Origin of the sequence: Microvirga roseola, assembly GCF_020866965.1 — a bacterium.
Taxonomy (GTDB): Bacteria; Pseudomonadota; Alphaproteobacteria; order Rhizobiales; family Beijerinckiaceae; genus Microvirga; species Microvirga roseola.
Genome location: NZ_JAJATX010000015.1, coordinates 75,679 through 85,869, shown reverse-complemented (window position 1 = coordinate 85,869; position 10,191 = coordinate 75,679). Strand labels below are relative to the sequence as shown.

General features: G+C 62.3%; 11 protein-coding genes. 4 read left to right on the top strand and 7 right to left on the bottom strand.

Annotated elements, in window-relative coordinates; translation table 11 throughout:
- The first annotated feature begins 372 nt into the window (after positions 1-372).
- The 4 genes from LG661_RS11820 to LG661_RS11805 are packed head-to-tail and all read left to right on the top strand — an operon-like array spanning position 373 to position 3,671.
- A complete protein-coding gene (locus tag LG661_RS11820; RefSeq protein WP_230532101.1) occupies positions 373-1,800 on the top strand; it encodes an NAD-dependent succinate-semialdehyde dehydrogenase in 1,428 nt (475 codons plus the stop codon).
- A gap of 22 nt (positions 1,801-1,822) precedes the next feature.
- Positions 1,823-2,251, top strand: coding sequence for a cupin domain-containing protein (locus tag LG661_RS11815; protein WP_230532100.1), 429 nt, complete (start codon positions 1,823-1,825; stop codon positions 2,249-2,251).
- Positions 2,248-3,330 (top strand): Ldh family oxidoreductase, encoded by a 1,083-nt coding sequence (locus LG661_RS11810; RefSeq protein ID WP_230532099.1) that lies wholly within the window; start codon positions 2,248-2,250, stop codon positions 3,328-3,330. Before LG661_RS11815 ends, LG661_RS11810 begins: the two co-directional genes overlap by 4 nt.
- Positions 3,331-3,371: 41 nt before the next feature.
- Positions 3,372-3,671 (top strand): antibiotic biosynthesis monooxygenase family protein, encoded by a 300-nt coding sequence (locus LG661_RS11805; protein WP_230532098.1) that lies wholly within the window; start codon positions 3,372-3,374, stop codon positions 3,669-3,671.
- A gap of 75 nt (positions 3,672-3,746) precedes the next feature.
- Here the strand turns inward: LG661_RS11805 and LG661_RS11800 are convergent, their stop codons facing one another.
- The 7 genes from LG661_RS11800 to LG661_RS11770 form a co-directional block, all read right to left on the bottom strand.
- The gene (locus LG661_RS11800) at positions 3,747-4,862 is read right to left on the bottom strand and encodes a Gfo/Idh/MocA family protein (RefSeq protein WP_230532097.1); all 1,116 of its coding nucleotides are present in this window, start codon (positions 4,860-4,862) and stop codon (positions 3,747-3,749) included.
- Entirely contained in the window at positions 4,846-5,934 is a 1,089-nt protein-coding gene (locus LG661_RS11795; protein WP_230532096.1) for a Gfo/Idh/MocA family protein, read from the bottom strand. Before LG661_RS11795 ends, LG661_RS11800 begins: the two co-directional genes overlap by 17 nt.
- A 62-nt stretch (positions 5,935-5,996) precedes the next feature.
- The gene (locus LG661_RS11790) at positions 5,997-6,587 is read right to left on the bottom strand and encodes a carboxymuconolactone decarboxylase family protein (RefSeq protein WP_230532095.1); all 591 of its coding nucleotides are present in this window, start codon (positions 6,585-6,587) and stop codon (positions 5,997-5,999) included.
- Positions 6,584-7,618: a Gfo/Idh/MocA family protein gene (locus tag LG661_RS11785; protein WP_230532094.1), complete on the bottom strand. Its 1,035-nt coding sequence runs from the start codon at positions 7,616-7,618 to the stop codon at positions 6,584-6,586. Before LG661_RS11785 ends, LG661_RS11790 begins: the two co-directional genes overlap by 4 nt.
- Positions 7,619-7,641: 23 nt before the next feature.
- Positions 7,642-8,424, bottom strand: coding sequence for an alpha/beta fold hydrolase (locus LG661_RS11780; RefSeq protein WP_230532093.1), 783 nt, complete (start codon positions 8,422-8,424; stop codon positions 7,642-7,644).
- A gap of 17 nt (positions 8,425-8,441) precedes the next feature.
- A complete protein-coding gene (locus tag LG661_RS11775; protein ID WP_230532092.1) occupies positions 8,442-9,545 on the bottom strand; it encodes an LLM class flavin-dependent oxidoreductase in 1,104 nt (367 codons plus the stop codon).
- Positions 9,542-10,117, bottom strand: coding sequence for a flavin reductase family protein (locus tag LG661_RS11770; protein ID WP_230532091.1), 576 nt, complete (start codon positions 10,115-10,117; stop codon positions 9,542-9,544). The genes LG661_RS11775 and LG661_RS11770 overlap by 4 nt, the downstream gene beginning before the upstream one ends.
- Positions 10,118-10,191 lie beyond the last annotated feature (74 nt).

The window sequence follows — 10,191 nt, the reverse complement described above, 5'->3', positions numbered from 1 at the left end:
TGATGGTAGAACATCGCTCCCGATTTCAGATCCTGCGAGATGTTCACAGACATTTCGGCGCTCTCCCTAGGATGCATGTATCTGGCCGCCTGGGTCATGAGCTGTCAATCGGCATCATATGCTGGTTGCAATGAGCTTTCCGAAAGGTCTTACCCAAGCGCTTGACACTCAGTGGATTAGATCGGTAGTGTCAATACGTCTTATGACATTATGGTGAGTTCGGAGGAACGCGATATGCCTGCAGCATGAGGAGCTCGACGCCACAGCACCACGCCCCCTGCCCCGTTCGTCCGAGCAAAGGCCGCGCCACTCACTCGCATCGTCGAATACACTCCGTTGAACGCCAAGATTTTAGGGAGGACGAGAAGCGTCATGCTTGAAAAGGTTGCTGGGACGACACGGAAGATCCACTCGATAAATCCCGCTACTGGCGAGACTCTTCGAAGCTTTGACGAGCACGGACCTGACGATATCGCGCGTGCGCTCGACGAGGCCGCGCGGGCGCAGCGCGCCTGGGCAGAGATCCCTGTCTCTGAACGGGTCCGTGTGCTCAGCAAGGCCGCCCAGGTGCTGCGGGCCCGCAAGGCGGAGTTCGGCGCGCTGATCACTGCCGAGATGGGAAAGCCGATCCTTGAGGCGGAGGCGGAAGTCGAGAAATGCGCTTGGAACTGCGAGTTCTACGCCGAGAAGGCGGAGGAATTCCTGGCCCCCGAGATCATCCCGAGTAATGCGACAGAGAGCGCCGTCGTCTTCGATCCCTTAGGCGTCGTCCTGGCCATCATGCCCTGGAACTATCCCTTCTGGCAGCTCTTCCGGTTTCTGGCCCCGGCCGTTGCGGCAGGGAACGGCGCGATCTTAAAACATGCCAGCAACGTGCCTCAGTGCGCGCTCGCTATCGAGGAGGTTCTTCGAGAGGCCGGTACCCCGGAAGGTCTCTTCCGCACTCTTCTTATCAGCCCCTCTGCGGTCGAGGGCCTGATCGCCGATCCACGCATCGCTGCGGTCACCCTTACCGGCTCGACGGAGGTCGGAAGCCTAGTGGCAAGCCAAGCCGGGAGCCACATTAAGAAACAAGTGCTCGAACTCGGCGGCTCGGATCCCTTCATCGTGCTTGCTGACGCGGACGTGCAGGAGGCCGCAGCCGTGGCCACCCGCGCCCGATTCCAGAATGTTGGGCAGAGTTGCATCGCGGCCAAGCGTTTCATAGTTGAAAAGAGCGTTGCGGACGCTTTCGTCGAAGCCCTGTGCTCCCATGTGAAGGCCCTCAAGGTCATAGACCCCATGCAGCGCGATTCCAACATTGGTCCCATGGCGAGAGCCAACCTACGGGACGAGTTACACTCCCAGGTTGAGCGCACAGTTGCGGCAGGCGCAGAGCTGAAACTGGGTGGGAGGCCTATGGAGGGGCCGGGCTATTTCTACGAGCCCACGGTTCTCGACTGCGTGACTCCCGACATGCCTGCCTTCGCCGAGGAAACCTTCGGTCCCGCTGCCGCCGTGGTTCGCGCGCGAGACGCGGAGGAAGCCATCCGGTTCGCCAACACGACTGAGTTCGGCTTGGGCGCGGCCTTGTGGACACGCGACATTGACAACGCTCGCCGTCTGGCGCGGCGTATAGAAGCTGGGGCCGTGTTCATCAACGGCATGGTTGCATCCGATCCGCGCCTGCCCTTCGGCGGGATCAAGAAGTCCGGATATGGGCGCGAGCTTGGCGCGTTCGGGATTCGCGAGTTCACGAACATCAAGTCAGTCTGGATCGGACCAGCACAGGATAAGAACAAGGTAACTTTGTCCGAGTGACGGGCCGAAGCGGAGAAGCATCATGAGTGAGACGAAACACTCCTCAGGCGCCGTCCTGCGGCCCGCTGAGATCAAGGCTGCCGAACGCGGAGGTGGCGCACGAACTATTCCTCTTGTGAACAAGAGGACCGGTTCGACCAGCATCCTGAACGGGATCACATCCTTCGAGCCCGGAGCCGCGATCCCGCTGCACAAGCACAACTGTGAGGAAAGCGTTATGATCCTCGAAGGCCGTGCCATCGCGGAGATCGACGGGGTGGAGCACGAGCTAGGGCCGCTGGATACCACTTGGCTCCCCGCCGATGTCCCCCACCGCTTCCGCAACGCCTCGGATACGGAGCCCATGCGGATCTTCTGGACCTATGCGTCGGTGGATGCGACCCGAACGCTGATCGCAACAGGCAAGACCCGCAGCATCTCGGCGGAGCACATAAAGGGAGGCACCGAATGAGTTCCCTTGCGGCGGTAACGCCGACCTCCGCCCCCGTGGCCGGCGCGGCCATCCAGGCCTTCATCAAGAACGCCCTGCAAACGGTCGGCCTGCCGGAGGCGGATGCCGGGAAGGTCGCGGAGTTGATGACCCTCGCCGACCTCACCGGCGCGGATGCGCACGGGATCTTCCGCCTGCCCCAGTATGTTCGGCGCATCCAGTCGGGAGGCATCAATCCGACACCCGCCATCAAGGTGAACCGGACGGCTCCCGCAACGGCCCTCGTAGACGGGGACAATGCCATGGGACACCTCGTGATGGCCAGGGCGGCGGAAGCGGCGGTCGAGATGGCGCGGGAAACCGGCGTCGCCTGGGTCGGGGCACATCAGTCGAACCATGCGGGGCCCGCGGCTCTTTATGCCTCCATCCCCGTGGAGCATGGGATGATCGGCCTGTACTCGGCGGTGGCCAGCGCCAACCACATGGCGATCTGGGGCGGTGTCGAGGCCTTGCTGGGCACCAATCCGCTGGCGGTGGGTATCCCGGCCGGCGACGAGCCGCCGGTTCTGCTCGACATTGCCACCACCATGGTGTCCTACGGCACGATCAAGAACTATGCCCTTCAGGGCAAGAGCATCCCGGAAGGCTGGATGATCAACCGGGCCGACGGCTTGCCTCTCACGGACCCAAAGCGCAGCAATGAGGGCCTCCTGCTGCCTATCGGCGGCTATAAGGGCAGCGGTCTGGCGCTCATTCTCGGGCTGCTGGCCGGAACCCTGAACGGGGCCGCCTTCGGCAAGGATGTGGTGGATTTCAACGCCGACGCCACGGCCGAGACCAACACGGGCCAGTTCATTGTGGCCATCGACGTGGCGCGCTTCACGCCGCTTGATGTTTTCAAGGCCGAGGTCGACCGCCACCTCAAGGATCTGCACGCCTCCAAGCGCCTGCCCGGCTTCGACCGGATCCGTATTCCCGGCGAGGACCGCAAGGCCCGGCTGAGCAATCGCTCCCGCGATGGCGTTCCCCTCTCGCCCGAGCTGATCAAGAAGCTCGACGATCTGGCATCCCGCCTTGGTATCCCTCCCCTCCAGGCGTAGCCTCCGGCACCGTTTGCGTCCCGTAAGACAGGAAAACTCAGATGATCCTCGAGATCGCACAGATCGACGTGAAACCCGGAATGGAAGCTGAGTTCGAGAGCGCTGTGGCCAAGGCCGCACCGCTGTTCCAGCGCGCCAGGGGCTGCATCGCCATGGAACTGCAGCGCTCCATTGAGAAGCCAAGCCGCTACCGCCTGGTTGTCAAATGGGAGACCCTCGACAACCACGTGGTGGATTTCCGCAACTCGGCGGATTTCCAGGAATGGCGCAACCTCGTGGGCCATTGCTTCGAGCGGCCGCCGGAGGTCGAACATACGCGACAGGCTGTCCACGGCTTCTAATTCCGGCGATCTGCTCTTGCCTCATGAGAAGGCCGGCCCTGGCATCACCAGGGCCGGCCTTTCCCTTGTCCGTCCTTAGGCTGCAGCCAGCCCCACTTCCGGCTCAAGGGGGAGCTGCACCGGGCGCTTGAGCTGCGCCGAGAGATCGAGCGCCTTGGTGAGCATGAGGTTGCGATGCGCCTCCGCGGCTGTGGCCGCCTGGGTGGGCAGGCCGAGGGACACGCGGCCGAGCCACGAATCCGTCTCCTCCCGCATCGGCCCGCGCAATTCGCCGAGCGCCATGTCGCCCGGCGGATAGCTGCCGAGGAAATCGACAAGGCGGCTCTTGTCCGGGGCATAGCCTTCCGCCTGCGGGCTGGACACGGCCATCACAATGTCGCGGTGGGTGTCGTCGATGGTGATCACGCCGTCTGTGCCGTTGATGCCGACCTCCAGGCTATAGACTGCGCCTGGCCACGTGACCGGCAGGGCCCACGAGATGTTGAGGTGGTATACGCTTCCATCCGAGAACATGATCATGCCGGCGGTGGCGTCGATGCCACCGTATTCAGGCCCCAGCACCTTGTCCACCGAGCGGGCATAGACCTCGACCGGCGTCTTTGCCTCCATGTACCACATGACGATGTCGAGGGCGTGTGTGCCCGAGATCACCATAGGCGAGATGGTGGAAGGATCGTCCGTGCGCTTATAGTTGTCGATGGCCACCAGACGGTTCATGAAGGCGCGGGAAGTCACGAGGGTCACGTCGCCGAGGGCCCCGGTTCGTACCTTCTCCTTGGCCGACAGCCACTTCCGGCGGAAGCGCTGGGTGTAGCCGACGACGGCGTCGATCCCGGCAGTCTCAATGGCGCGCAGGACCTTGGCGGATTCGCCGAGATCGGTGGCAAGGGGTTTTTCGATCAGCATCGGGATGCCGCGTTCCACCGCCGCCATGATGGGAGCCACGTGAAGGTGCTCGTCCGTCGCGATGATGACCGCGTTCACCTCCGGCCTGTTCAGAAGCTCTCGGTAATCCGTGGTGACGAAGTCGGCACCCACCTTTTCGCCCACTACCCGGCCCCGCTCGGGATTAATCTCGGCGATTCCGATCCACTCGACGGCGGGATGGCGCGCCGCCACCTCGCCCCGGAACAGGCCGACGCGGCCCGCGCCGATGATCGCAAGGCCGATCCCCTTAGCTGACTTTTTCAATATTCCCTCCCTTGATGTCTGCGATGGCCGAAATCGCGTTGTTTGAAAGCGGCAGAGTGATTGGCTCGTTGATCTCCGCCGAGAGATCGGCCGCGGTGTAGGATTCCATCACCATGCGGGCATGCTCGGGCGCGACCATCACGGGCCGATCGAGCAGAACGGACTCGATGAAGTGGATGGTCTCCGGCCCCATCTGCCCCGCGAACACATGATCCACTTGCTCGCCCGGCATGGTCGACATGGGAAAGCGCGTCCCCTCCGCCACCGTATTGAGCCAGTGGTCGCGATGGGTGTCGTCGAGGATCAGCGCCCCTTCGGTGCCGGTGATCTCGATCCAGGTGGAGCTGTAGTTCGGGTAGCTCGGCGGCAGGTTCCAGCCACCTCCGATCACCACGAGAGTACCGTCGTCCATGGTGACCGTGCTCCACATGCAGTCGTAGGAGCCGTTGAGCGGCTGCATGCAGCCATAGGCGCCCTGCGAGTAGATGCGCACGGGCTTGGCCGGTTCGAGCAGCCAGAACACGAAGTCGAGATCGTGAGTGGATTCCATCGCGGCAGGCGACAGCTTCACGCGCGAGGCAATCTTCTTGCCCAGGTTGCGGGAGAGGTGGCGGCTCACCATCACGTTGACGACCTTGCCGAGGGTGCCGTCGGCGATCTTCTTCTTGGCGTAAGCGATCTTTGGGTTGAAACGCTGGGAATAGCCGATGGTGAACTTGACGTTGTTGCGCCGTGCAATCGCAATCAGCTCATCCGCCTCCCACAGCTCGAGGGCAATGGGCTTTTCGAGCATGACGTGCTTGCCCGCCTTCAGACAGTCGCGGGCGATGGGAAAATGCGTGGGCTCAGGCGTAGTGGAAATGAAGACGATCTCGATCCCGTCGTTCGTGACGATATCCTGGTAGTCGAGCGTTGCGGTCGCAGGCTGCGTCAGCGCCTTGACCTCGGCCAAACGGTCGAGCCGGATCTCGCAGATATGCAGCTTGTCCACCAACGCGGACCGCGCCAGCGTTTCGGCCCGGATGCCTCCGACCCAGCCTGTGCCGATCACGCCAACCTCGATCTGCCTCATGGGCATTCCCCTCCTCTGTTGCTATCGCTCTTGCGCCGCATCGGCTCACAATCTCTCACGGATCAATCGGACCCGAAGGCCGGCACGCGAAAGACCCGCAGCGCGATCGCCAGCATGGAATAATAGCCCAACACCCCGACGAGCTCGACGACCGTTTTCCGCCCGAAGCGAGAGACCGCCTCCGCGAACAGGTCGTCCGGCACATCCTGTTGTTCGTAGAAGACAGACGAGAACTGGTAGATCAGATCCGCGTCCGCATCCTCTATCACGGGAGGCTTGCCCTGCCTCAGGGCGTCCACCACGCTCTCGGGCACGCCGGCCCTCAGGGCGGCCTCCCCGACACGGACCTCGAACTCGTATTCAGCCCTCCAGTGGGTTGCCGTCGCGAGGATCGCAGTTTCCGAGAGCAGCGGCGACAAGCCTGTCCTGTAGCGGCAGAAGGCACCAAGCGCCTGCACAAGTTGGCAGAGCTCCGGGCTTTCGAGATAGATGTGGAAAGGCGCGGGAACCTGCCCGTTTCTCGGGCAGGCAATGTCGAAGATGCGCTGCTGCTCAGGACTCAGCGCATTGCGGTCGAGCTTGCGGTAGCGTTCCTCGACTGTGGGTGCGGAAAGATCGGCTTCGGCGGCCTGCAGCATTGGGCGGTCTCTCACGCGCTGGCTGCGACGGAGCGCAGGCGCGCGCCGGTCGAGGTTTCGATCCGCACGGGCATGTTGCTCGCCGCCGACTGGCAGATCGCCTCAAGGGTTGCGACGTTCGCTACCTTTTGCTCGTCCGTAATGGGGTACTCCGCTCCATTCTGGATGCTGTCGGCGAAGGCTTCGAGATTGGCCCGCACGGAATCCTCCCACTGGAACTCGATGACGTCGGTGTGTCCGTTGCGGTTCTGATAGGTGAGCGTCGTCAGACCCGGTGTGTCCGGATGGGTGTGGTTGCGCACCTCGACCCACCCTTCGGATCCGAAGACGGTCATCCCGATATACAGTGGGGTGACTAGAATGGCGTTGATGTAACCCGTCGCCCCCGACGCGAAGCGCATCTGCACGGACACCACGTCACCGTTGGGACGCTTCGACACCCGCTGCGCAGTTTGGGCGTAAACCTCGCTGATCGGACCAAACAGATCGAGATAGAGATCCGTTAGGTGAATGCCCATGGCGGTCATGCCCGCTGCGGGAGCATCGACGGGGGAAGCCCTCCAGTCGGTGTCGGGAACATTGGCGAGCTTGTCGTGGCTGAAATTCGCCTCCACATGCATGATGGTTCCCAGCACGCCTTCCTTCACCATGCGGCGCACTTCCACGGCGGCGGGCTCGAAGCGGCGTTCGTGACCAATGCCGAGCTTGACGCCCGCAGCCTGGCAGGCCTCCACCGACATCTCCGCATCCGCGCGGGTGAGCGCCAGGGGCTTTTCGCAAAAGACGTGTTTGCCGGCCGCGGCGACGGCCAGAACCTGCTGCGTGTGCAGGGAGTGAGGTGTGCAGAGGATCACGGCGTCGATATCCGGGTCGCTGAGAACCTCGTTCCAGTCCGTGGTGAAGCGCAGGCCGTGCTCAGCCGCGAAGGATGCCTGGGCATTCGACGTTTCGAGCGCGGCCACGACTTTGAGCTTTTCTGAGCCCTGCATGTGGCGCACGATATGCTTGCCCCACCACCCCAGGCCGACGATTGCAGCGCGAACCATGATCTTCCTCCTTGTGCGGGGTTTCATTCCATCAGGAATGCCCGGACTTCCTTGTTGAACGCCTTAGGATTTTCCACATTGGCAAGATGTGCTGCAGATGGAATCTCGGCAAGCTGCGCACCGGGGATCAGGTCCGCCATGGAGCGCATCTCAGCCGGGTGTGGACCATCCGCCGATCCGACCACGAGACGGATCGGGCACCGGATCTCGGCCAGACGCCTCTTGTAGTCCAAAGCGCGCAGGGCTTCTGTCGCGCCGAGATAACCCTCGCGGGAGGTCTGGAGGATCATGCCACGCACGCGCTCCACTTGGTGAGGGCGCGTATTGCGGGTGTCTTCCGTCAGCCAGGTCGGGATGGTAATATCGGCGATGGCCTCCATCCCCTTCTCGGCCAGAACCTTCTGCCGCTCAGCCCACATGTTTTTGAAGAAATCCGGCGCATCGGACCTGCAATCGGCCGCAACGACACGCGTCACCCGGGAGGTGTGGTTGAGGGCCAGCCCGAAGGCCGTCATGCCGCCCATGGACAGGCCGAGCACAGCAGACCGCTCGATTCTGAAATGATCCCAGACAGCGACCACGTCCTTGGCCAGTTGATCAAAGTTGTACGGCCCCTGCACAGGCCGGGACTTACCGTGCCCTCTGGCGTCGATGCGAAGAACACGGAAATCCTGCGTCAGCTCCTCCATCTGTTCTTCCCAGAGCTCCGCCCGGGTCGCGAGGGAGTGCAGGCACGTGAGCCACGGCTTACCCTCCTGGCCGTCGATGAGCACCCGAAGTTTCGTGCCGTTGACGGCAATGTGCATTTCCTGCTGCATCGGCATCACGCGGCAACAGTTGCAGGCGCCGTGGCGCTGTTGATCGCCGGCATGACCTTCTCAGCCATCAGTTCCATGGACCGGATCGCGAGGTTACGGTCCGCCCAGTCGTGCCCGGCGTAGAGAAGCGTGCCGAAATCGCCGATCTGGTCGCGGAAGGCTAGCAGATCCTCCGTCACTTTCTCCGGCGTGCCCCAGATGACCAGCTGATCGATGACACTCTCCACGGTGACAGACGAGTCAGGTGCGTTCTGATCGCTCTTGAAAAGGTTTGCGCGGCCGTTTTTGACCAGCTTCGTCGCAAGGGACCGATAGTAATGATAATATGGGCTATCGGGTTCGGTGGCGTAGCGGCGCGCGGTGTCCATGTCCTCGGCCACGAAGATGCTCTTGGCCACACGCCAGTTTGCCGGATTGGCGAGGCGCCCGCCCTTTTCGCAGCCCTCCACATATCTGGGCCAGTGGGTCTTGACCCACTGCGGCAGGAGGAAGTTAGCGGAGATCGGATCCCAGCCTCGCGCGGCGGCTTCAGTAACGCCTTTCGAGAACGGCGCGACCGCAGTGACTACAATGGGTGGATGAGGCCGCTGATAGGGTTTGTTGATGATGCCTTGGCCCAGCTCCGGTAGGAGCGTACGCCCCGTGGAAATGTTCCAGTACTCGCCTGTAAGGTTGTAGGGCGCGTCCAGGGTCCAGATGTTGATGATGTGGTTGATGGCCTCGAGGAACATGGCCGTGCGGTCCTTGTCGAGGTTTCCGAAAACCTCGGCATCAGAGAGAAGGCCGCCCGGGCTAACGCCCATGATGAAGCGCCCTTCCGCCATGTGGTCGATCATGGCCACCTCGCCCGCCACCATGGCGGGGTGGTGGTTCGGCAGGTTGATGGTACCAGAGCCCAGTTTGATGTTCTTCGTTTCGGATAGAAGCCACGCGATGAAGATCAGGGACGACGTGATCGTCTCGGCCGCATCTGTGACGTGCTCACCAAAATAGCCTTCGACGAAACCGAGCCGGTCGGCAATCAGCGCCAGCTCCCGATCCTCCTTGAGCGTCTCGGTGAGATTGCGGCCGACTGGATGGATCGGCATTGTGAAGAATCCCAGCTTCATGAGCAGCGTTCCCTGTGCGTTGCGGCCTTCTGGCCTGTTGTTTGGGTGTCGTTGGCGCTGTCGGGCTTCTGAAAGCGGGTCGGCACGCAGAACGACCCCGCGCTGAAGATCAGGGGCTCGCCATCGCCGTAGACCACGTTCTCCACGCGACCGATGAAGATCAGGTGGTCGCCACCTTCCACAACGCTGTGCATTGAGCATTCGAAGCGAGCGATACAGTCATCGAGGATAGGGCAGCCGCCGAAGCCGATCCCATAGGAAATGCTCTGGAACTTGTCCGGGGCGGGCGTTGCGAAGTGCTTGCAGTAGTGGTGCTGATGAGCTCCCAGCACATTCACGGCGAAAGCACCGGAGTTCTTGAAGCTCTCAAGCGACGGTGCCCGTCTCTGGAGGCTCCATAGAACCAGCGGAGGATCGAGCGAAACGGACGAGAACGAATTCGCCGTCAGTCCTTCTAACTTCCCGCCAGGAGAGCGCGTCGTGATGACCGTTACGCCAGTTGCAAAGCGACCGAGCGCCTGACGAAGGTGTACCGGATCGGCGACGTTGTAGGCACCCAGGGGATAGGACATGCGATAGGAGCATCCTTGGCTGCCGACCTCTGTGGCTCGGGCGATGGGAGGATGGATTTCGAGTAGAACGGTAA

What these genes read in the sequence shown, in the direction of transcription:
- LG661_RS11785 (WP_230532094.1), bottom strand. Translation starts at nt 7,618, where the DNA reads ATGGTTCGCGCTGCAATCGTCGGCCTGGGGTGGTGGGGCAAGCATATC.
- LG661_RS11780 (WP_230532093.1), bottom strand. Translation starts at nt 8,424, where the DNA reads ATGCACATTGCCGTCAACGGCACGAAACTTCGGGTGCTCATCGACGGC.
- LG661_RS11795 (WP_230532096.1), bottom strand. Translation starts at nt 5,934, where the DNA reads ATGAGGCAGATCGAGGTTGGCGTGATCGGCACAGGCTGGGTCGGAGGC.
- LG661_RS11770 (WP_230532091.1), bottom strand. Translation starts at nt 10,117, where the DNA reads ATGTCCTATCCCCTGGGTGCCTACAACGTCGCCGATCCGGTACACCTT.
- LG661_RS11805 (WP_230532098.1), top strand. Translation starts at nt 3,372, where the DNA reads ATGATCCTCGAGATCGCACAGATCGACGTGAAACCCGGAATGGAAGCT.
- LG661_RS11810 (WP_230532099.1), top strand. Translation starts at nt 2,248, where the DNA reads ATGAGTTCCCTTGCGGCGGTAACGCCGACCTCCGCCCCCGTGGCCGGC.
- LG661_RS11820 (WP_230532101.1), top strand. Translation starts at nt 373, where the DNA reads ATGCTTGAAAAGGTTGCTGGGACGACACGGAAGATCCACTCGATAAAT.
- LG661_RS11775 (WP_230532092.1), bottom strand. Translation starts at nt 9,545, where the DNA reads ATGAAGCTGGGATTCTTCACAATGCCGATCCATCCAGTCGGCCGCAAT.
- LG661_RS11815 (WP_230532100.1), top strand. Translation starts at nt 1,823, where the DNA reads ATGAGTGAGACGAAACACTCCTCAGGCGCCGTCCTGCGGCCCGCTGAG.